The sequence below is a fragment of the Virgibacillus sp. 7505 genome (assembly GCF_002272135.1).
In the GTDB taxonomy this organism is placed as follows: Bacteria; Bacillota; Bacilli; order Bacillales; family Amphibacillaceae; genus Terribacillus.
The window spans coordinates 1-21,365 of record NZ_NPBF01000006.1 but is presented as its reverse complement, the minus strand read 5'-3'; the positions used below and the strand labels follow the sequence as shown (position 1 = coordinate 21,365).

At 42.0% G+C, this 21,365-nt stretch carries 19 protein-coding genes and 1 other annotated feature; of the genes, 16 read left to right on the top strand and 3 right to left on the bottom strand.

Annotated elements, in window-relative coordinates:
• Positions 1-378: 378 nt before the first annotated feature.
• The gene (locus CHH91_RS02365; RefSeq protein WP_095221618.1) at positions 379-819 is read left to right on the top strand and encodes a GNAT family N-acetyltransferase; all 441 of its coding nucleotides are present in this window, start codon (positions 379-381) and stop codon (positions 817-819) included.
• Between the two features lie 73 nt (positions 820-892).
• Here CHH91_RS02365 and proS read toward each other — a convergent pair whose 3' ends face one another.
• On the bottom strand, positions 893-2,329 hold the full coding sequence (gene proS / locus CHH91_RS02360) for a proline--tRNA ligase (protein ID WP_095221616.1): 1,437 nt from the start codon (positions 2,327-2,329) through the stop codon (positions 893-895).
• 39 nt (positions 2,330-2,368) lie between these two features.
• Positions 2,369-2,584, bottom strand: a binding site (T-box leader).
• A 220-nt stretch (positions 2,585-2,804) separates the two neighbouring features.
• Here proS and CHH91_RS02355 point away from each other — a divergent pair.
• The 7 genes from CHH91_RS02355 to CHH91_RS02325 all read left to right on the top strand — a co-directional run bounded on the left by CHH91_RS02355 (position 2,805) and on the right by CHH91_RS02325 (position 9,962).
• Positions 2,805-3,692 (top strand): hypothetical protein, encoded by an 888-nt coding sequence (locus CHH91_RS02355; protein WP_095221614.1) that lies wholly within the window; start codon positions 2,805-2,807, stop codon positions 3,690-3,692.
• 170 nt (positions 3,693-3,862) lie between these two features.
• Complete coding sequence (locus CHH91_RS02350) at positions 3,863-4,543, top strand: hypothetical protein (protein ID WP_483372381.1); 681 nt, start codon at positions 3,863-3,865, stop codon at positions 4,541-4,543.
• Positions 4,544-4,784: 241 nt separating this feature from the next.
• Entirely contained in the window at positions 4,785-6,482 is a 1,698-nt protein-coding gene (locus CHH91_RS02345; RefSeq protein WP_095221612.1) for a methyl-accepting chemotaxis protein, read from the top strand.
• Between the two features lie 141 nt (positions 6,483-6,623).
• Positions 6,624-7,322: a response regulator transcription factor gene (locus CHH91_RS02340; RefSeq protein WP_095221610.1), complete on the top strand. Its 699-nt coding sequence runs from the start codon at positions 6,624-6,626 to the stop codon at positions 7,320-7,322.
• Positions 7,319-8,293 (top strand): sensor histidine kinase, encoded by a 975-nt coding sequence (locus CHH91_RS02335; RefSeq protein ID WP_095221608.1) that lies wholly within the window; start codon positions 7,319-7,321, stop codon positions 8,291-8,293. The genes CHH91_RS02340 and CHH91_RS02335 overlap by 4 nt, the downstream gene beginning before the upstream one ends.
• 57 nt (positions 8,294-8,350) lie before the next feature.
• The gene (locus CHH91_RS02330) at positions 8,351-9,277 is read left to right on the top strand and encodes an ABC transporter ATP-binding protein (protein WP_095221606.1); all 927 of its coding nucleotides are present in this window, start codon (positions 8,351-8,353) and stop codon (positions 9,275-9,277) included.
• A gap of 16 nt (positions 9,278-9,293) precedes the next feature.
• A complete protein-coding gene (locus CHH91_RS02325) occupies positions 9,294-9,962 on the top strand; it encodes an ABC transporter permease (RefSeq protein ID WP_176465635.1) in 669 nt (222 codons plus the stop codon).
• Positions 9,963-10,057: 95 nt separating this feature from the next.
• Here CHH91_RS02325 and CHH91_RS02320 read toward each other — a convergent pair whose 3' ends face one another.
• Positions 10,058-10,963 (bottom strand): ArsR/SmtB family transcription factor, encoded by a 906-nt coding sequence (locus tag CHH91_RS02320; protein ID WP_095221602.1) that lies wholly within the window; start codon positions 10,961-10,963, stop codon positions 10,058-10,060.
• 510 nt (positions 10,964-11,473) lie between these two features.
• Here CHH91_RS02320 and CHH91_RS02315 point away from each other — a divergent pair.
• From CHH91_RS02315 to CHH91_RS02280, 8 genes are all read left to right on the top strand, one after another.
• Positions 11,474-12,439, top strand: coding sequence for a glycoside hydrolase family 43 protein (locus CHH91_RS02315; protein WP_217973685.1), 966 nt, complete (start codon positions 11,474-11,476; stop codon positions 12,437-12,439).
• A gap of 1 nt (position 12,440) precedes the next feature.
• On the top strand, positions 12,441-13,679 hold the full coding sequence (locus tag CHH91_RS02310) for an ABC transporter substrate-binding protein (protein ID WP_095221601.1): 1,239 nt from the start codon (positions 12,441-12,443) through the stop codon (positions 13,677-13,679).
• 63 nt (positions 13,680-13,742) lie between these two features.
• Positions 13,743-14,660 (top strand): carbohydrate ABC transporter permease, encoded by a 918-nt coding sequence (locus CHH91_RS02305; RefSeq protein WP_095221599.1) that lies wholly within the window; start codon positions 13,743-13,745, stop codon positions 14,658-14,660.
• 12 nt (positions 14,661-14,672) lie between these two features.
• Positions 14,673-15,509, top strand: coding sequence for a carbohydrate ABC transporter permease (locus CHH91_RS02300; RefSeq protein ID WP_095221597.1), 837 nt, complete (start codon positions 14,673-14,675; stop codon positions 15,507-15,509).
• 19 nt (positions 15,510-15,528) lie between these two features.
• On the top strand, positions 15,529-15,924 hold the full coding sequence (locus CHH91_RS02295; protein ID WP_095221595.1) for a hypothetical protein: 396 nt from the start codon (positions 15,529-15,531) through the stop codon (positions 15,922-15,924).
• A gap of 28 nt (positions 15,925-15,952) precedes the next feature.
• A complete protein-coding gene (locus CHH91_RS02290) occupies positions 15,953-17,749 on the top strand; it encodes a glycoside hydrolase family 2 protein (protein WP_095221593.1) in 1,797 nt (598 codons plus the stop codon).
• A gap of 277 nt (positions 17,750-18,026) precedes the next feature.
• On the top strand, positions 18,027-19,301 hold the full coding sequence (codB, locus tag CHH91_RS02285; protein WP_095221591.1) for a cytosine permease: 1,275 nt from the start codon (positions 18,027-18,029) through the stop codon (positions 19,299-19,301).
• The gene (locus CHH91_RS02280) at positions 19,298-20,566 is read left to right on the top strand and encodes a cytosine deaminase (RefSeq protein WP_095221589.1); all 1,269 of its coding nucleotides are present in this window, start codon (positions 19,298-19,300) and stop codon (positions 20,564-20,566) included. Before codB ends, CHH91_RS02280 begins: the two co-directional genes overlap by 4 nt.
• 150 nt (positions 20,567-20,716) lie before the next feature.
• Here the strand turns inward: CHH91_RS02280 and CHH91_RS02275 are convergent.
• Positions 20,717-21,365, bottom strand: a 649-nt coding sequence (locus tag CHH91_RS02275; protein ID WP_095221587.1) for a DUF443 family protein, incomplete at its 5' end; no start/stop codon positions are given.

The window sequence follows — 21,365 nt, the reverse complement described above, 5'->3', positions numbered from 1 at the left end:
AGCCAGGAATTTGGCCGCTTTGTTCGGACTCAGCCAGATGCTGTTTTAAATCGATGTGCGTATGGGAATGCTCTGCGCGGAATGATTTTGCTTTCTCGAATAGCCTAGTTTGCATCGTTTCAAGTTCTTTCTGAATGTTCTCGACTAGAATCTAAAGCTACGGCTGCTTTTTCATCTGCATCGCGAGCTTCATCAAAACTTGATTATAATCCTTGTAGAGGTTTTTGGTAATGAGTCCTTGGAAAGCACTTTTGCAATGAATACTATGTAAAGGACACGTAAAAAACACGTTGATGTTGTAGCTTATATAAAAATAAGCTATTAAAAAAAAGAGAGGTTCTACTAATCACTATTATGTTTAGTCTAGAGGAAAACGACATGAATAAGATGTTTATAGAACTTGCAATAATGAATTCCAATCCGGAATACAATCTAGTAACCAGAAATAGAAAATCAATTACTATAGCAGATATAAAAACGACATTTGCTAAAGCGCAATCCTATAAAGTGAGACGTATGCTCATCAAAAATGACCATAAGTATATTGGAATCGTCGATTTTACGATGAAAAATCCTTTAGATAATACACCTTGGATAGAGTCATTTGTCATTCATAAGAAGTTTCAGGGCTCGAATACCTCAAAGCAAGCGTATGATTATTTTGAAAGTTTGTTGCGCCGGCAAACGAATACGTGTCGGCTTGCGGTATATAAAAGGAATAAATCAGCTGTTTGTTTTTGGGGAAAGATGGGCTATACGCCGTATGAAATGAAAGTGCGCGAAGGCAAGGTATGTCTTCTCATGGAGAAACGATACTAATCCCCAGCCATTATGAACGGTGAAGTATAAAAATGGATTGATCACTTGGATCAATCCATTTTTATTTTAAAAATCAATATGCCCGAGCAAACCAAACTGTATGTTTTGCTTCCTTGCCGCAATGCAGGCAAGTGTTTTTAGTTGCTGGTGGGTCAAACGGAATGTTCCGTGTAGTGAATTTTGTTTCTTCTTTTACGCCTTCCTCGCAAGCATCATCTCCGCACCAGCCTGCTAGAACCCAGCCGGGAATTTGACCGTTTTGTTCGGACTCTGCCAGATGCTGCTTCAGTTGTTCCATTGTATTGATGTGCGTATGGGAATGCTCTGCGCGGAATGCTTTTGCCTTCTCGAATAGTCGAGTTTGCATCGTTTCAAGTTCTTTTAGAATGTTCTCGACTACAGATTCTAAAGCTACGGCTGCTTTTTCATCTGCATCGCGAGCTTTCATCAAAGCTTGATTACTCTCCAAATCACGTGGTCCTAGTTCAATGCGAACAGGGACACCTTTTAGCTCCCATTCATTGAATTTATAGCCAGGAGATTGGTCTGAATCATCAAGGCGAACGCGGATGCCCTGTGCTTTTAGCGCTGCAAAGATTTCGTCTAGCTTCTCCATAATCGCAGGGTTCTTCTTCCATGGACCGACTGGAATCAACACAACTTGCGTCGGTGCGATTCTCGGTGGCAAAACAAGTCCTTGCTCGTCGCCATGAACCATGATGACGGAACCAATCAGACGTGTGGATGTACCCCATGATGTTGTATGCACGTGTGTGTGCTTGTTCTCTTTGTTCAGATATTTGATATCAAAAGCTTCCGCAAATTTTGTTCCTAAGTAGTGGGAGGTACCAGCTTGTACGGCTTTTCCATCCTTCATCATTGCTTCGATAGAGAAGGTGTCGACTGCACCAGCAAAGCGTTCAGATGGCGTTTTTTGTCCATCGTAAACAGGAATTGCGAGCAATTCTTCCACGACTTGTTTGTAGATGCTGAGCATTTGCATCGTTTCTTTACGTGCATCTTCTTCATCCACGTGAGCCGTATGACCTTCCTGCCATAGGAATTCAGATGTGCGAATGAATGGAAGAGTTTTCTTCTCCCAGCGGAATACATTCGCCCACTGATTAATTAGTACAGGAAGATCACGATAGCTCTTAATCCAGTTAGAGTACAAATGGCCAATCATCGTTTCCGATGTCGGACGCAATGCCAGACGCTCTTCTAATTGTTCACCAGCAGCTTCAGTCACCCAAGGAAGCTCCGGAGAGAAGCCCTCAATATGATCCTTTTCCTTTTGGAAGAAAGATTCAGGAATTAGCATAGGGAAGTAGGCATTACGGTGACCAGTCTCCTTAAATCGCTTATCCATTTCTTCTTTAATATGCTCCCAGATCTCATAGCCGTCCGGCTTGAATGCGATACTGCCGCGGACCGGCGTGTAATCAATTAAATCAGCTTTTTGAATCGTATCAATATACCACTTTGTAAAATCGTTTGTCTTTTGGGACATTGTTTTTCCTCCTTAAAATATAAAAAGCATAGAGAGTCCAGAAAGGACGTCTCTATGCTTAACAGACGTGGTACCACCTTAGTTCAACTTAATATAAAATATTAAGTCCTCTACGTTTGTAACGAAACGACTCGGTTAGTTTTTATCTAACATCTCCGTGGCAGGTTTCAATAAGAAGGGGTGATATAGCTCTCAGCCAAGGCTATATTTTCTGTTTCACAATCCTTATTTACTTGGTCACATCATTGATTGGTTATTTATTAATTTAATATAGCAAGTTGTTCGGTGGAATTCAATAACATATATCATCCTAAAAATATAGCTTAGTAGTTACATGAGGAGATAATAGGAAAAACACATACATTTTACCAGGATTAAACGAGTTTTTGCGAAAAAAACAAGGCAGAAGCCTTAGTGATTTTATATAGCGAATCCTATACTGTGAAGTTGAGTACGCTTAAAAAAGGAGTCCATTATGTCACTATTTAAAAGAAAAGCCACTATTAATGAAGAGACATTAATAAAGCTCATACGGAAACTTGAGAAGACTTTCGTCGCAAAGGACATAGACAAGCTAACTGATATGTTTCATCCAGAACACAGGGATATGTCATTTTTGAACCATTTCAGCTTAATGATGACCTTCCAGATTTATAATGTCGAATCACAATTACTTAACTTTGAAATCTTGGAACAATCGGAGCAGGAAGCCGCATTTACTTATACGCGTAAGCATATGTACACGTGTGTCAATGAAGCGGATGAGAATGGGGATAATCCGAATAATATAACCAGTTTCTATGTACAGGTGCAGGTAGAAGGGAGGAATATCTGGGTCACAAGATATCAGAAGTATAGTGAGGTATTCCTTGATGGAAAAGGCGATAGGCTGCCAGATGCAAAGTCAGTTGTACCGGCTCAAGCTGATTACTTTGAAAACATGGAGCGTTTCCTTCCGGCATTTACATTGGAAAACTTACTTCCTGTCACTTATACAATGTACAACGGTAGTGAAATGCTTATGTACACCTCGGCTGAGGAAATATACGCATATAACACAAAAGAAACATTCACGATCGATTATTATGAAGAAATGGAAGCACCGTCTATAGCAGATCATACAGCGACCTATCTTCAATCCAATGAGATAGAGTTTGGGGAAGTGTTAGCGCAGGAAAAGAATTATTGCATTGTAGAAACGAAAGTTAGAAAAAAAGGATGTCTGCAGCATGAGATCGTGCTTAGTATTTCTGCTGCAGATGGATTCTATATGATGCGGTATGTAAAGGATGATAATCTGATTGAACCAGATAGACGTAAAGAGTGGGTGAAACAGATGCTGGCTGCTACATCATATATTTAATTAAGTATCTAAGATGAAAGGTGTTAAGTGTCGTAACGATTCAATTAATGGGTATTTAATCGTTCCAGAAAAAAACGAAAGACCTTTATAGATTCAGATAAACAAGCACCCAGCTTCCAATAACGAATACACTGTAAACGTTAAAGGATATAAGTATGGGGGAGAAGTTCATGTATTATTACAATAGAGAATTTCCTAATCAGGTTCCAAATCACAACACTTATATAACACCAGAGGATACATATCTCAGACAAAATTACAATCCATCCTATGGATATGTGCAACACAACAATCAGCCAAACGAATGTTATACACAAAGAGAAGTTGAATTGATGCGTAATGAACGGAGCCTTTGGGAAGAGCATGTTGCTTGGACGCGAATGGCTATCATCAGTCTTACTTTCAATTTGCCAGATGTGAATTTTGTTTTAGCGCGTCTCTTGAAAAATGCGGAGGATATGGGGAATATGTTCCGCCCGATTTATGGAGATAATGCTGCCAACATGTACGCAGCACTAATTAAAGAGCATCTCTTGGTGGCAGCAGATCTGGTGAAGGCTGCGCTCGCGGGCAATACTCAGGCTGCAAATGAAGCAGAAAGAAAATGGTATGAAAATGCGGATAAAATAGCTGTTTTCCTTAACAGTGTAAACAGGTTTCTGCCAGTGGAGCAGGTGAGAGGAATGTTTTATCAGCATTTGGCCCTAACGAAGCAGGAAGCTGTATACATGATCAATAAGGATTACGAAAAGGACATTGCAGTGTATGATCAAATTGAAAAACAAGCAAGAGAAATGGCTGACATGATTTCGGACGCTATGATAAAACTATATCCGGATTTGAGAGGCTGAGCTGGAATTCCAATTGGTACTGAAGTGGCTGAATTACAGCCGCTTTTTTTGTTTTTCTCTATAAGGAAATCATCCTTATCTCAAATTGAAATTATTTTTCTGCCAACCCCACATTTTACATGTTTAAATTTGAAAAATATAGCCGATATATGTTAAGCCACTGTAAACGGGAAACGCATCATCATTACATTCGAGCTAATTTCACGGCGGTAGTGGTTAGAAAACTTCAGGAGGGTGACTAATGAGAGTCATCAATCGTCTTAAGCTTGGCACAAAAATTAATTTACTTGTGTTAACAGTAGTCCTACTATTCGCTGGAATTATCTCGTATGTGGTAATGAATAATATGACGCATGGAATGAAAGGAATTGCATTAGAAAAAGCTAAATCGGATTTGCAGCTTGCCGAAGAATATATTGATGCAGTTCATCCCGGTTCCTGGGAAATCAGGGATGGTGCCTTGTACAAAGGTGAAACCAAAATGAACGACAACTTTGATCTTGTTGATCGAATAGGGGAATTGACAGGGGATACCGTAACGATCTTTCAACAGGATACTCGTGTTGCTACGAATGTAATGACAGATGGGGAACGCGCTGTCGGAACACAGGTTTCAAATGCAGTTAAACAAGCTGTTATTGAGAAGGAAGAAAACTATTATGGGGAAGCTAAGGTAGTCGGGAACAGTTACCAGACAGCTTATTCACCAATAAAAAATGACCAGGGAGAAGTTGTTGGCATATGGTATGTCGGGGCTTCGGATAGCATGGTTGCATCAAGTATTGCTGATTTCACAAAAATATTCCTTGCAGTCTTGGTCATCGTGGTCATTGTAGCCATCGTGGTGGTACTGTTCTTCACCCGAGGTATTAAGAAAAGACTGGGTCGCATCTCTCAGGCGATGCACAATGCAGGTAAAGGTGATTTTTCTGACGTTGTTGAGGATTCTTCAAACGATGAAATTGGACAGTTGACAATGAATCTAAGTGAGATGCGGGAGAACCTGTCAGATGTTATGAAAACAATCGCTGAGACATCTGATCAAGTAGCAGCTTCATCTGAAGAATTGACGGCCAGTGCAGAAGAAAGCTCTAAATCTGCAGAACTGATAGCCGCGGCAACTCAGACAGCAGCTAATGGTACAGAGCTCACCATGCATCATGTGGAAGAAGTAGTAGCGTCTGTTGAGCATATGCAGACACGTGTAAAAGAGGCACAAACGAACAGCCAATCAATCATGTCGTTGTCAGATGCTGCATCCCGCAATTCGCAGGATGGAACAGAAGCTGTGCTTGCTGTTGTAAAACAGATGAGTGAAATCAATAACTCCGTAACAGAAATTGGTTTATTCGTTAATGGGCTAGATAAAAAATCAAAAGAAATCGGGACAATCGTCAATCTGATCAGTGATATTTCAAATCAAACGAATCTACTGGCGTTGAATGCGGCAATTGAAGCCGCCAGAGCTGGTGAGCAAGGCAAAGGCTTTGCTGTAGTTGCGGATGAAGTGAGAAAACTAGCTGAGCAATCGGCTAATTCCACTCAACTGATTACTTCTCTCATTTCGGATATCCAAGCTGAAACAGATAAAGCTGTTTCAGCCATGCAGTACGGTGCAGAAAATGTGGAAGAAGGCATCAGAAAAACAGAAAACGTTAATGAATCATTCCAGTCAATAAAACAAGCTATCGACCAAGTGACCAACAACGTCCAGGAAGTCTCTCAAACAATTGAAGGAGTCTCGGTCGGAAGTAAAAGCATTGTAGGAGTAATGGACAAAGTCAAGATGACGGCACGTGAAAATGCTGAATCCAATGAAACGAATGCAGCAGCATCACAGCAGCAATCTGCCGCTATGGAAGAGATTTCTGCTTCGTCGGAAGCTCTTTCGGGGATGGCGATGGATTTACAAGCAGCATTGGCGAAATTTAAATTCTAAAGGGACAGCCTCCAGTATATAGGAGGCTGTTTTTTATTTGGGGACCATGTCAAAGATCAGAAATAAAACAAAATCAGCTCTAGTTTTCCCGTATACTGTACGTATATAAAATGTGATACCTCGAGAGAAAGAAGTGAAAAAATGAATGAAAAGATACTGCTAGTTGAGGACGATACCCAAATTAATGAGATGGTCGCCACTCATTTAAAGAAGGAAGGATATACGGTTTTCTCCGCATTTGACGGGCAGGCGGCGTTGGATCTGTTTGCGCAGGAAAGCGTAGATCTGATTATTCTTGATTTGATGCTGCCTGCTTATAACGGGCTGGATATTGTGCAGCTGATCAGGCGTGAGAGCATGCTGCCGATACTCATCATGTCTGCGAAGGATAGTGATGTGGATAAGGCGCTGGGGCTTGGGTTTGGTGCAGATGATTACATAGGAAAGCCATTTTCGCTCATTGAATTAACCGCGAGGGTGAAGGCGGCGCTGCGGCGGTCGAAGCAGTATAGTCAGCCATACGAAGAGAAGGAGCAAGTCGTGAGTGTGCATGATTTGCGTATTGATTTGAATAACTTCTCTGTCAGCAAAAAAGGGGAGCCTGTTAATCTGACAGCAAAGGAATTCCAGATTTTACGCTTGCTTGCAACAAGTCCAAATCAAGTATTCACAAAAGGGCAGCTGTTTGAAAGTGTGTGGAAGGAAGCCTATTACGGAGATGATAATGTCATTAATGTACATATCCGCAGATTGCGGGAAAAGGTTGAGGATGATGCGTCTGCTCCTAAGTATATAAAAACGATATGGGGCATTGGTTACAAGATGGAGATAAGCACATGATTTATGTTGTTGCCTTTTTGGTAGTGTGCATAGGTATTTTGCTGTTTCTGCACTTCCGGACAAAGAAGAAAATGAGCAGGCAACTGCAGTATATGACCGTGAAACTCAAAGCTATTACTGCAACGGATTCTGCTGAGCGGTTATTGCTCGTGACGGAAGACCAGCGATTGCGCGATTTGCTGAACGAGATTAATAATTTACTGGATTTTCACCAGGAATCCATGGCAGATCTGGCGCGCCTCCGGATATCCACTAATCGGATGCTTTCGAATGTTTCACATGATTTGAAAACACCGCTCACCGTTATTTCTGGATATATAGAGACGATTCAGCATGACAAGCAGTTTAGTGCGCAAGAGAGAGAAGTGCTTCTGGGCAAGGTTCAAGTAAAGGTTATGGAGGTTGCGGGATTGATCAATACCTTCTTTGACCTGGCGAAGCTCGAATCAGAGGATTGGCAGCTGGAAATGGAACGGATTCAGCTGAACGAGGTTTGCCGCAAAGCGATACTTGGCTATTACGATACGTTAACAAGTAAGGGATTTGCCGTACATATTGATTTGCCAGAGGAGTCGATTTATATAGAAGCAGATCCGGCTGCGCTGACACGTATTTTAGAAAATCTATTGTCCAATAGCATTCGCTACGGGAAGGATGGAAAAACCGTTGGGATGACCTTGCGTCAGGACGAGGAGAACGTCTATATAGAGGTGTGGGATAAAGGAAGAGGAATTCAGGAAGCTGATAAAGATCGGATCTTCGAGCGGCTTTACACAGGGGATGATGCGAGAACCTCCACAGCACAGGGCAGTGGTCTTGGGCTGATGATCGCCAAGCGCTTGACGGAGCAAATGCAGGGGAAAATCCATTTCACCAGTATACCAAATATGAAAACCACCTTTACACTTACATTCCCGAAGCCCAAAATAAACGATTACAGCAAACTTAAGAAAGTCGTAAGGATTCCGTAAGTGGAATGACAGTTTCCTTTGGTAAAGTGAAGGAAATCAACGAAAAGGGGTTAGCTTATGACATATGCTATCAGAACGCATCAGCTGACAAAGGGGTACCGCGGGAAGGACGTTGTTTCCAATGTCAGTATGAATGTGAAGCGCGGCGAAATATATGGATTCCTCGGTCCGAATGGTGCGGGAAAAACAACCATCATGAAGATGATGACCAGCCTCATCAAACCAACCGCTGGGGACATAGAGGTGCTCGGGACGAGGCTGCAAGCCAATTCTCATGAAGTACTTAAACGAATAGGCTGCATCATTGAATATCCTATTTTTTACGATAAACTATCTGCCAGAAAGAATCTGGAGATCTATTGTGAATACATGGGCTACTACAAGAAGGATGCTATCTCGGAGGCGTTGGCATTAGTGAATTTGAATAACGTGGAAGACGTACAAGTCAAAGAATTTTCGCTTGGTATGAAGCAGAGATTGGGTATTGCGAGAGCCATCGTGACAAAGCCCGAGCTATTGATTTTAGACGAGCCGGTGAATGGCTTGGATCCAATCGGCATGCAGGAGCTGCGGGATTTGTTTTATAAGCTCAGCAGGCAGTACGGAGTTACGCTGTTAATCTCTAGTCACATACTTGGGGAAATCGAACACGTTGCAGATACAATCGGCATTATCAGGGAAGGCAGATTAGTCGAAGAAACATCCATGGCAGAAATACGAGGCAATCACACAGAGCATATCGAGCTTTCGGTATCCGACTATCCAAAAGCAGCTTATGTATTGGAGCATGAGCTTCAAGCGAAAAATTTCCAAGTGAAAGAAGAAGAGGATCTGATCAACGTCTACGATCCTGCTATCTCCCAGAACGATATTATACTGGCGATGGTTCGCAATGGCGTCGAAATCGGGAAAATCAACAATAAAAATTTATCTCTGGAAGGCTATTTCATGCAGCGGATGGAAGGGAGCAAAAAACATGCTTAATCTGATGAGGTTAGAAATGAAGAGAATGAACTTCCTAACAGTAGGTGTGACATTCCTTTCAATAAACGCTGGAATACTTGGTATCCTTCTATTGCTTGGAGTTGATACGGAAATAACCGCTGATTCTATTGCCAGCGCAGATGAAATTATGATGTTCATTGAGGTTATGGCGGTAGCTGCATTTGTCATTTATGCCTCGGTTCTGCTATCGAACATGGTTATTGAGGAGTTTAAGAGTAAAACGATAACAGTCTTGTTCACGACACCTGTTAGTCGGAAGCAATTGCTCATGGCTAAAGTGATTGTCATAAGCTTATTAACATTTGTATTGTTTCTTGTATCGGTATTTCTGCTATCGATTATCTTCGGTCTGCTGAATAACATATACGGAATCTTGTGGTTTTCATTCCCGATCAATCTACTATGGGAAAACACGGGGCATCTGTTGGTCACTGGGATTTCAGTGGCGGGGATGTCGCTTATTCCGTTGTTTTTCGGAATGAGGAAATATTCCGTACCTGCTACGATCACATCCTCAATTTTGATTATTGTTATTTTATCATCTTCGATTAATAGCGATGGCACGAATTTGTTCTCTTTCACTGCTGTGCCGGTGGTGCTTGGTATCATCGGGTTCATCATTGCTTATCTTGTTATTGGTAAGGCAGTGAAGAAAGATTTCTAGGTATGGCTGAATTTTGTATGGTAGGAAGATCAGGTATGAGATATAAACGGCATCCAGATAAGGGGATGCCGTTTTTGCATGGGCAATACCTTGAATCAAGAATAATACAAGTTCACGTTTATATCCTGATCATGGTTGCCGAACCCCTGACCAAATAACGTCAGTCCCCCAACATGCTTAGCATCAGGCTCAACTGCAAGCTTAATTTCTATAAGATGATGCGATTCAAGTCCTAGATCCTCAATAGTCACGTCAGACAAAAACTCTCCGTCAATATGAGTAGACCCATGATTGATTCGCAGATGCTTCAGCAAACCGTATTGACTGTTTGTATCCTCCCACCAGTTTGGTGTATAAAAACCTCTTACATCCGAGAAGTTCCCTGGACATGTCCACGTGCCGACTTTGATGTTATTGATATAAAAGCTGATATCGCTCGGCCAGACATTATTGGAACCGGGGAATTCAGATGCTATTTCCAAGCTGATTTCAAGCATCTCTGGTTTTTCACTTTTCTTTAATAGGTTCGGCACTTTATATACCACATAGCCCGAAGAAAGCCACAGTAAAGAAGCATCCATACGTTCGCCGTCCATGAAATATTTCGGATCATCAAGTCTGCCAATTATCTTTTCAGTGCTTGCTAGTCCGCAGGTTGGCTGGACGGAATAATCCGTATAGTGGCCAAGTTTTAGATGGGTCATCCTGTTTTCAAATTTCGAATAGATTTTCTTTGGCAGCTTGATTTCGATATTATCCACATTCAGCTGGATTATCTTCTGCTGGCCGGATTTACCGATTGCCTTGGAAGAAGTAACTAATTGAGCTTGCTCTAGTTTTTGGATATGTCGGGTAACAATCGCATTGCTGATTTCGAGTTTGGCAGCAAGCTGACTGATATTCAGGTCCTCGACAGAAAGCAATTCAAGTATTTTTAATCGTGTTTCGCTCGCTAAACACTCATAAACATTTAATGATTTTTGACTAAGATCAAGCTGCATGAACTGTTACCTCCGGCTGCTTTTTTCTAATTGTCCCGCTTGTTGCGTGAAAAGACAATTGGAGTTTTTATATTTTATTTATTTCCAGTTAACGAAAGACTCCCTGAGGGTTGTCGTAATAGCTTTTTTTATTGATTAAGGTTTATCATTACATGTTATTAACTAATAAGGCAATTAAATTACGTGTTGACAACAAAGATTTTGTAATCAATAATACAAATTGTAAGCACTTTCATTATAACTTAATTAACCAATTAGTTAAAGTGTAAAGGGAGTGATAAAGATTTATCAGTAGCCTTCCGCCTTCCGCTTTCATCTTTAATGTATGTTCTCTGAATGGAACAAGAGTTGGTTAAAGATGGTTTTTCGTGATCGTTCATATTGATAACGCTTACATTCTGCTTGAATCAAGGGGAGATCAAAATCAGAAAACGAATCAGCGCAAAGATATTGGTGATTGCAATAGCAGCTGCTGTTATTTCAGTCATAGGGATAAGGAGCGTTCTTTCGATGATACAAGAAAAGGAAATGGCTTATACCAACCCAATAGAAGGGATAACGAATATCGGTGATCCGTTTGTGTTAAAGGATGAGGATTCAGATAAGTATTACATGTATGCTACCTCGGCTGCCTCTATAGGTTTTCGGGTTTGGGAGTCGGATAATATGGTCGACTGGGAAGAAGAAGGGCTGGCATTTGATAGTACGGAGCAGGAGAAGCAATGGGCAACCGGTGACTTTTGGGCACCTGAGGTTATCAAGCACGGTGACCAGTATATGATGACGTACAGTGCCCGCAATAAGGATGGCAGCTTGCGAATCGCTGTAGCTTCCAGCTCTGATCCGCTAGGTCCGTTTACAGAAACGAATGCGGATATCATTCAAGAAGAAGGCTCTTATATAGATGGTCATATTTTTATCGATGATGGAATTCCGTATTTATATTATGTGAAAGACTGCTCGGAAAACATCATAAACGGAAATCATGTCAGTCAAATATTCGTACAGGAGATGACGGAGGATCTGACAGCGTTAAAAGGAGACCCTCAATTATTGTTGCAGCCGGATCAAGAATGGGAAGGACTCCAGGATGACTATCAATGGAATGAAGGACCGTTTGTGCTGAAGGAAGAGGATAAATATTATCTCATGTACTCGTCGAATTACTTTGCAAGTGCGGATTATGCTGTCGGATATGCAGTTGCGGATAATCCAAGGGGTCCTTTTAAAAAGGCGGAAGAAAATCCGGTTCTGGCTAAGGACTTGGAAAACGGAATATCTGGTCCAGGGCATAACAGCGTGACTATCGGTCCTGACGGAGAGACTTTGTATGCTGTATATCACACGCATACATACCCTGAAGCTCCAAGCGGAGACCGGCAGATGAGGATCGATAAGCTGTATTTTGAGGATGGGAAATTGATCATTGAAGGACCTTCTTATAAAGAACAGAAAATAATTCTAGGGAGAGAATAGGATGAAGAATTTCAAATTGATCCTTATGTTGATTGTGACAGCTTCTTTGTTTCTAAGTGCCTGCAGCAGCAGTGAGGAGTCATCAGGAAGCAGTTCTAATGAGATCCTTCTATGGAGCAGCACTACTGGACCTGATGGTGACCTTATCAAAAAGAATATCGATCAATACAACGAGACAGATCCGGAATTTAAAGTGAAGCTTGTTTCTATGGAGGGCGGCGTATTTAATAACAAACTATCGACAGTCACCCGCTCTGGTAAGGGGGTTCCGGATATTGCACTGATTGCATCGGAATCGGTATCGACCTTCCAATCGCAGGAAATGCTCGAACCTTGGAATCAATATATTGACGGAACGGACGTAAAACAAGAAAACTACTTAGAGGAAGCTTGGAATGTTGGAAATGTCGATGGAGATCAATTCGGCCTTCCGGCGACAATGGGCAGCTGGGTTATGTACTATAACAAAGATTTGGTTGATAAGTATGCCCCGGGTGCAGTTGATGACGGCATCGTGACATACGAAGAAATCGAAGAAGCAGGTGCGGCAGCGAAAGCAGATGGCATCTACTCTTATGGTTTCTCGTGGGCAATGCAGAACTTCAGCAATCTGTACTATCAGATGGGCGGGAAGTTCTCTGAAAATGGCGAGCCGACCATTAACAATGACACAGCTGTTGCAGCAATGGAACAGTTCAAAAATCTGCATGATGAAGGCTATATGCCGAAAAATGGTGAGGACGTAAACAAACTCTTCAATAACGGCAAATTGATCTTCCTTCCAGAAGGTACATGGATGTTGTCACAAATGGAAAAGATTACAGACTTTGAGTGGGGTCAGACATTTACACCGCAATATGATGCGAACAATGTTATCCAAGGAAGCGGTGTTGATCAGTTCGCTATGTTCAAAAGCAAAGAACGTTCCGAAGAGAAAATTGCAGGTACTGTAGCATTCATTGAATGGCTGCAGACGAATCAGCTGGAATGGATCAAATCAGGGGCAAATCCGACAGCACTAGGTATGCTTGAAAATGAAGAATATCTTGAAATGCCACAATCCTTCCTGTTGAAAACACCAGAAGCCCGCGATGCTGTCACGATTATTACAGAGCCTGGCACATCTTATATCTTCGCAGAAATTGATAATTCCGGCTGGGATATGATTCAGGGCAAGGTAGAAATTGAAGACCAGTTAGAAAAGATACAACAAATAGTTAATGACAAGATGAGTCAATAAGCAAACATTGGAGCGGAAGAAGATAAGAATTCTCCGCTCCTCTCTATATCGGGGTGAAAACACATGGCAACTGTAGCGGAGAGAAAGATTGGCAAAGAGCAGACGGTAAAGAAGAAGAAGCTGAATCTTTGGCCGGCATTATTCGTCGGACCCCATATGCTCATTTTTATTATTTTCTTTCTGATTCCTTCTGTTTTTGGCGTTTATATTTCATTTACCAAATGGGATTTATTTTCGAGTCCTGAGTTTGTTGGCTTAGAAAACTATAAGATGATCTTATTCGATGCGGAGTCGAGCTTTTCAGCACAGTTTTACAACGGCTTGGAAAATACATTTATCTTTGTGCTTCTCACTGTCCCATTTTGTATCATTGTTCCATTACTGATTTCGCTGGCCTTATCCGCACGTCCGAGATTGAACAAGGTGTTTCAGTCGCTGTTTTATCTGCCTTCGCTATTCGCTATTTCAGCTGTGATGATTATCTGGCAGTTCCTCTTCAGTGTGACCTATGGTACTCTTGCAAACTATTTAAATATAACGACGAATATGCTCGATAATCAACCGAATGCTTGGATTGCTTTGGTGCTGGTCACTGTCTGGTGGACAATCGGCGGAAATATGGTCATTTACTTAGCGGCGCTGAACGGGGTGCCTAAGGATTTAATGGAAGCTGCGGATTTGGATGGAGCGGGTGCATTAAAGAAGTTCATCAAAGTGACCTTGCCGAGCATAAAATATCAGATTTTATTTACGCTGGTGATGACGACTATTGCGCAATTCAATGTATATGGACAGCCATTGATGCTGACAGGCGGAGGTCCAAGTGATTCTACACATGTCCTGCTTATGTACATTCAGCAAAATGCATTTGGTTCCGGTATGTCGATTGCTGGTATCTCCTCGGCGATGGCAGTGCTGCTCGGCGTTTGTATCATGGTTGTTTCTGCTGTTCAATTCTATCTGCTTAGAGACCGGGATTAGAGGTGCGTACTCATGAAAGGAAATAATAAGACTAAAATCATCGCGTTCATCTTTTTATTAGTGATGGCTGTGCTGTGGGTGTTTCCGTTGATATGGGCTGTGTTCACTTCTTTTAAATCTGAAGCAGAGATCACGAATGCGGCGGTAAGCTTTTTGCCGATCCATTGGACTGTGAGCAACTACAGCGAATTACTATTTAATAATGCTTCTACACCGGTAATGAAATGGTTCCTGAACTCACTGATTATCGCAGTCGGACATACATTGCTGGTGCTGGTGGTTGTTTCGCTTGCGGCATATGGATACACAAGGCTTCAGTTCAAGGGACGGGATCTGTTATTCGGGATGCTGCTGGCATCGATGATGTTTCCTGCTGTTGTGAATCTGATTCCTTTGTACAGCATTGTCGACTCCATCGGGTGGGTGAACAACTCGCTGGCTGTCATTGTCCCAGGGGCAGCCGGGGTATTTAATATCTTCCTTGTACGGCAATTTGTCTTAGGGATACCTAAAACATTCGATGAATCCGCCAAGATAGACGGTGCCAGTGAATTCCAGATTTTCTACCTGATCATCCTGCCGCTCATACGACCTGTATTAACCGTTGTGGCATTGTTCAGTTTCACAGGAGCCTGGAATGATTTTCTATGGCCGTCCATTGTATTGAACGATATCGATAAGCTTCCGATTACACCAGGGCTGCAGCTGCTGCAAGGGCAATACATGACATATCCGGGGATCGGAATAGCGGGTGCATTGATTGCTTTGGTTCCGACCTTCCTGCTGTACCTGTTTGCGCAGCGGTATTTCATGCAGTCTATGTCTCTGTCATCAGGTGTGAAAGGATAATGTAATAGGAGGGGAAGCAATGAGCAGGTCGATGGAAAGAAAATTACTCTATGCTGTCAGCGGGTGGCAATTGCTCACAGGGTTCATCACCATTTTCTTTTACGCCTTCTATTGGAAAATGCAGGGAGCTGATGCGGGATTGGAGCAGAACGGATTCCAATCCTGGTTCGATAACCTTTATATTTTCTCGGTTACATATGGTTTCTTTTTTGTAGTGATTGCTGTGTTGAATATTATTTTCGCTAGGAAGCTGTTGGGTGATAATACGCTTCAATATAAACTGCCAGTCTATTGGATCGGATTAGCTGCTGTATGCTACTTTTTGTCTGATTACATCAGTTTGATGCTTCTGCTGATAGTTGCTGTTATGGCTTTGGCCAAAAACAAACCTATTAAACTGAAGGCAGATAAATAAATCTTGGTTGAGTGAGGGGAGCGGAAAGATGAACAGAACGGAATATCCCAGACCGCAATTACAAAGAAAAGAATGGATGAACTTAAACGGTGAGTGGGAGTTTGCATTTGATGATAGGAATGCAGGGTTGAAGGAAAGGTGGTTCCAAGCAGGGCATGCATTTGACCGAAAGATCAATGTGCCCTTTGCTTATCAGACGGAATTGAGCGGTATTGGGGATACAGCTTTTCATGATCATGTCTGGTACAGGCGTGACTTTACCGTTCCAGAAAACTGGAGTGATAAAAGAGTCATTCTTCATTTTGGAGCGGTGGACTATCGAGCGTGGATTTATATTAATGGGCAGTATGCTGGATTCCATGAAGGCGGTCATGTTTCTTTTTCATTGGATATTACCGAAAACTTAACATGGGAAAAGGAGACAGTTGTTGTACGTGTGGAGGACCCCTCAATGGATGAGACAATCCCGAGAGGTAAGCAATTTTGGCAGGAACAATCAGAGGCTATTTGGTACACGCGTACAACTGGTATTTGGCAAACTGTATGGCTTGAGCCTGTTGATGTAACGCGTATATCTAAACTGCGTATGACACCGGACATCGACCGCGGCGATATTATTGTGGAGTACGATGTGACGGGTGAATATGTGCAGAAGAAGGTAGAGATTGAGATTTCTTATAAAGGTGAAAGGATAGCCAAAGATACAATCGAGCTGATTGATGCTTATAATAAGCGCGCAATCAATCTTTATAACCAGCGTATATTCCGAACTAATTTCCATCATATCGGCTGGAACTGGTCTCCGGAAAACCCTAACTTATTCGATATCCGCATCATCTTGAAAGATGACAATCATGTATTAGATGAAATAGATTCCTACTTCGGTATGCGGAAGGTGCATCAGGAAAATGGTATGGTTTATCTCAACAATAAACCTTATTACCAAAAGCTCGTGCTTGATCAAGGATATTGGCCGGAGGGGCTGCTGACGGCGCCTAGTGATGAGCACTTGAAAAGGGATATAGAATTGGCTTTGGAGATGGGGTTTAATGGCTGTCGAAAGCATCAAAAAGTAGAAGATCCGCGTTTCTTGTATTGGGCGGATAAGTTAGGATTCCTTGTTTGGGGAGAGTGTGCAGCCTTCCCGTCTTACAGTGAAGAAGCTGCGGGTAGGCTATCAAAGGAATGGATTGAAATCATAGAGCGTGATTATAATCATCCGTCTATCGTGGCTTGGGTTCCCGTTAACGAAAGCTGGGGTGTGCCTTTCATCAAGAGCAACAAGCAACAGCAGCATCATTCGTTGGCGATGTATCATCTTATTCATTCCTTGGATCCAACTCGATTGGTTATTTCCAATGACGGCTGGGAGCTGACAAGGTCCGATATCTGTGCAATTCATAACTATAATCACGGTTCCAATGAGGAAAAGGCAAAATATCAGCTATTTAAAAACTCTTTGGCGACGAAGGAATCTATACTGCATGCACAACCAGCTCTTCGCGGTATCTATGCTGATGGTTTCGAGCATGAAGGGGAACCGATTCTGCTGACCGAATTTGGTGGTATTGGATACAAAGTTGGTGAAGACAACGGCTGGGGATATACATCTGTAAAGAATGAAAAAGAGTTTGTAGAAGATTACAGACGAATAATGGAAGCTGTTTATAGTTCCGATATCCTGCATGGGTATTGTTATACACAATTGACAGATGTAGAGCAGGAAATCAATGGATTGTTGACATATAATCGAGAGCCGAAATGTGATCTGAAAGTTATTAAAGAAATTAATGACACTTGGCACGATGTTGTGGTGAAAGTCTAAAGCTGATGTAGAGACTGCTGGCATTTACTAGAGTCAGATTGAGAGAAGTTGTTGACTTTCCTCAAAATTATTGTAATAATATCTTTAATTTGATACTGGTACCTTTAATTCAGTCCCGTGAGGCTGACAAGGACATTCGGAAACTATGCGGAGTAATGGGATAGCTATACCCTTATATCCTCATGTTTAAAGAGGCTTCCTGTCAGTGATGGCAGGAAGCCTCTTTTCTTTTTTCCTCGGTACCAGTTTTAGTCTAACTAAAACAGGAGGAATAACAATGGAACAGAAAAAGATAGATCATGATTTTTCACTTCAGGCAGTACCGCAATCACACCGCAATGGTTTTTGGAAGATGCTGATGGTGATGCTGGGGTTTACATTTTTCTCGGCTAGCATGGTGTCGGGAGGAACTTTAGGTTTAGGTTTGTCCATGACACAATTCATTTTAATAGTTTTAGCAGGTAACTTGATTCTAGGAGCTTATACTGGAGCGCTTGCTTATATCTCAGCGAAGACCGGGCTATCCACGCACTTATTGACACGCTATGCCTTTGGTGAAAAAGGGTCTTACTTATCTTCCTTCTTGCTGAGTGCAACACAAGTAGGTTGGTTCGGAGTTGGAGCGGCTATGTTCGCTTTACCGGTTCATAAGGTGACAGGAATAGACACCTACGTACTGATTGTTATCTTAGGATTATGTATGACGGCATCAGCTTTCTTCGGAATGAAAGCATTGACGATTCTAAGCTTTATCGCAGTACCTTCGATTATAGCTCTAGGTGGGTTTTCGGCACTCGAAGCGGTGGATACACTTGGCGGCTTCGGTGCCCTTATGCAGCATGAACCAGCTGAGACAATCAGTGTTGCAGCAGCATTGACAATTTGTGTGGGATCCTTTATCAGTGGTGGAACATTGACTCCCGACTTCACAAGATTCGCGAATAAACCGAAAAACGGCGTTATTACAACAGTCATCGCATTCTTTATCGGAAATTCCTTGATGTTCCTGTTTGGTGCAATTGGAGCCATCGTAACAGGTCAATCGGACATCTCAGAAGTGATGTTCCTGCAAGGGCTTATCATTCCGGCGATTATCGTGTTAGGCCTGAATATTTGGACGACAAATGATAATGCGATTTATGCGTCTGGACTGGGAATCTCCAATATTACGAAAATCAAAAAGAATAAAGTGGTCATTTTCAATGGTATTGTCGGAACTATCCTTGCGATGTGGCTGTATAACAACTTTGTAGGATTCTTGACAACGCTTGGTTCGGTACTGCCGCCTATCGGTGCCATCTTGATTGCAGACTACTTCATCGTAAACCGCGGAAAGTACCCAGCGTTTGAAACGATGACATTCAAAGCAGTGAACTGGAATGCAATGATCGCCTGGGCGATCGGAGCTGGTGCAGCGAAGTTTCTGCCTGGTATCCCGCCATTGAACGGATTGATTGGTGCGGCGGCAGTATATGTGGTTCTTTCAGTCATTACAGCAAAAGCAGCTGAAGCGAAACTAAATCTTAATGTGGAAAAGGTGACAGAATCATGATTATTACAAATGCGAAACTAAGAAATAAAGATGGCCTCTGGCAAATACAAATCACAGAAGGAAAGATTGAAAGAATCGCTCCATCGATCGAGGCAAGCCGAGACGAGCAAATCATGGATGTGCAGGGGAACCTAGTACTGCCGCCATTTATTGAACCGCATATCCACCTGGATACGACGCTGACAGCAGGCGAGCCAAACTGGAATGAAAGCGGGACGTTGTTTGAAGGGATTCAGCGCTGGGCAGAGCGGAAAGAGCTGCTCACGCTGGAGGATGTAAAAACACGGGCGAAGCAAGCATTGAAATGGCAGATTGCACAAGGTATCCAGCATGTGCGTACGCATGTCGATGTGACAGATCCAGAATTAACAGCTTTAAAGGCATTGCTTGAAGTAAAAGAAGAGATGGCATCTTATGTTGATTTACAGCTTGTTGCTTTCCCGCAGGAAGGAATTTTATCGTATCCAAATGGGGAGGAACTGCTGGAAGAATCACTTCGCATGGGAGCAGATGTTGTCGGCGGCATCCCGCATTACGAGTTTACGAGAGAGTACGGCGTGGATTCCTTGCAGACAGCATTTAAATTAGCCGAAAAATACGATCGTCTCGTTGATATCCATTGTGATGAAATCGACGATGAACAATCTCGTTTTGTCGAGGTAGTAGCCGCAGAAGCGCATCGCTACGGCATGGGCGAACGAGTGACAGCCAGCCATACAACAGCTATGGGCTCCTATAACGATGCTTACACTTCCAAGCTATTCCGGCTTCTGAAACTATCCAATATCAACATGGTAGCCAATCCATTAGTCAACATCCATCTTCAAGGACGCTTTGACACATATCCGAAACGAAGAGGAATCACAAGAGTGAAAGAGCTCCAAGAAGCAGGTATCAACGTCAGCTTTGGGCATGACGATATCTTTGACCCATGGTACCCGCTAGGAACAGGCAACATGCTGCAGGTTCTGCACATGGGCATCCATGTAACGCAGCTGATGGGCTACGACCAAATTGTCAATAGCATCGACATGATCACGGCTAACAGCGCAAGAACACTGCATATCGAAGACAAGTACGGCATTGAAGAAGGAAAGCCAGCCAACTTGATCGTGCTGCAAGCAGAGAATGAATACGAAGCGATTCGGAAGCAAGCTGCAGTGCTTTACTCTGTACGGAATGGTGAGGTTATTGCGGAGACGAAGCCGAGGGAAACGAAATTGACTCTTGGTGAAGTTTCTGAAAAAGTTACATTTGATAGATAAGGAAAAGGCCTCCCTTTGCTGTTTGAGAAGGGAGGCTTTTCTTTTTGAATAGGAATGTTAAAGAGTTAAATAGAAAGAAGGGAGTTATATTCATCTATTGACTCGAGTTCACTTCCCAATGTTTCAAGAGAAGGGAAATTGGTAGTGGAACTATGATTTTACAATAATTTTAACAGTATTTTTTCCGTGGGGTACAGTTAAAATATTTAGGAACAATAGGATGAAAAAGAACACAATACCGATGAATAATATGAATGAATTGCCGTGAATAATAAAAGCATACATAGGCACTGTTGTAAATGCAGCACAAAAAAGACTCATAAAAGTAATAGAGATCATCTTTTTTAAAGGCCTTGGAAATATCCAGATTTTTATATGATTGTTGTTGTTGTTAAGATCCAACTTCTTATAGATAGATCTCTTATTACGTATACTAATTAAAAACCTGAAATAAAGCAGGGTGGCAGAAGATAATATAACAATTATGCTGGCGATAAATGGAGAAATTGGTATATAAAAGTAATTTAATATAGGTTGTGTTAAGTTTGCTATAGTCATAGATATCCCAACAGCAAATAGATTTAATTTACCTGCTTTTGTATCTTTATTTGGGATAGTTTGTAAAAGATTAGCGGACCCTTCACTAATCTGCACTATCCTCTTAGGGAATAGCCAATATAGAAAAGGAAAAAGAAAGACGAGTAGATATGGCTTATCTTTATCTATGATGTAGAAATTATTTTCTAACTTAATAAGTTGATATCTAAAATTCTTCAATATAAGAAACACTTCTGTATCC

Bases quoted from the DNA above. Each gene is read 5' to 3' on its own strand.
- CHH91_RS02365 (WP_095221618.1), top strand. From the start codon at position 379: ATGAATAAGATGTTTATAGAACTTGCAATAATGAATTCCAATCCGGAA.
- proS (WP_095221616.1), bottom strand. From the start codon at position 2,329: ATGTCCCAAAAGACAAACGATTTTACAAAGTGGTATATTGATACGATT.
- CHH91_RS02355 (WP_095221614.1), top strand. From the start codon at position 2,805: ATGTCACTATTTAAAAGAAAAGCCACTATTAATGAAGAGACATTAATA.
- CHH91_RS02350 (WP_483372381.1), top strand. From the start codon at position 3,863: ATGTATTATTACAATAGAGAATTTCCTAATCAGGTTCCAAATCACAAC.
- CHH91_RS02345 (WP_095221612.1), top strand. From the start codon at position 4,785: ATGAGAGTCATCAATCGTCTTAAGCTTGGCACAAAAATTAATTTACTT.
- CHH91_RS02340 (WP_095221610.1), top strand. From the start codon at position 6,624: ATGAATGAAAAGATACTGCTAGTTGAGGACGATACCCAAATTAATGAG.
- CHH91_RS02335 (WP_095221608.1), top strand. From the start codon at position 7,319: ATGATTTATGTTGTTGCCTTTTTGGTAGTGTGCATAGGTATTTTGCTG.
- CHH91_RS02330 (WP_095221606.1), top strand. From the start codon at position 8,351: ATGACATATGCTATCAGAACGCATCAGCTGACAAAGGGGTACCGCGGG.
- CHH91_RS02325 (WP_176465635.1), top strand. From the start codon at position 9,294: ATGAAGAGAATGAACTTCCTAACAGTAGGTGTGACATTCCTTTCAATA.
- CHH91_RS02320 (WP_095221602.1), bottom strand. From the start codon at position 10,963: ATGCAGCTTGATCTTAGTCAAAAATCATTAAATGTTTATGAGTGTTTA.
- CHH91_RS02315 (WP_217973685.1), top strand. From the start codon at position 11,474: ATGATACAAGAAAAGGAAATGGCTTATACCAACCCAATAGAAGGGATA.
- CHH91_RS02310 (WP_095221601.1), top strand. From the start codon at position 12,441: ATGAAGAATTTCAAATTGATCCTTATGTTGATTGTGACAGCTTCTTTG.
- CHH91_RS02305 (WP_095221599.1), top strand. From the start codon at position 13,743: ATGGCAACTGTAGCGGAGAGAAAGATTGGCAAAGAGCAGACGGTAAAG.
- CHH91_RS02300 (WP_095221597.1), top strand. From the start codon at position 14,673: ATGAAAGGAAATAATAAGACTAAAATCATCGCGTTCATCTTTTTATTA.
- CHH91_RS02295 (WP_095221595.1), top strand. From the start codon at position 15,529: ATGAGCAGGTCGATGGAAAGAAAATTACTCTATGCTGTCAGCGGGTGG.
- CHH91_RS02290 (WP_095221593.1), top strand. From the start codon at position 15,953: ATGAACAGAACGGAATATCCCAGACCGCAATTACAAAGAAAAGAATGG.
- codB (WP_095221591.1), top strand. From the start codon at position 18,027: ATGGAACAGAAAAAGATAGATCATGATTTTTCACTTCAGGCAGTACCG.
- CHH91_RS02280 (WP_095221589.1), top strand. From the start codon at position 19,298: ATGATTATTACAAATGCGAAACTAAGAAATAAAGATGGCCTCTGGCAA.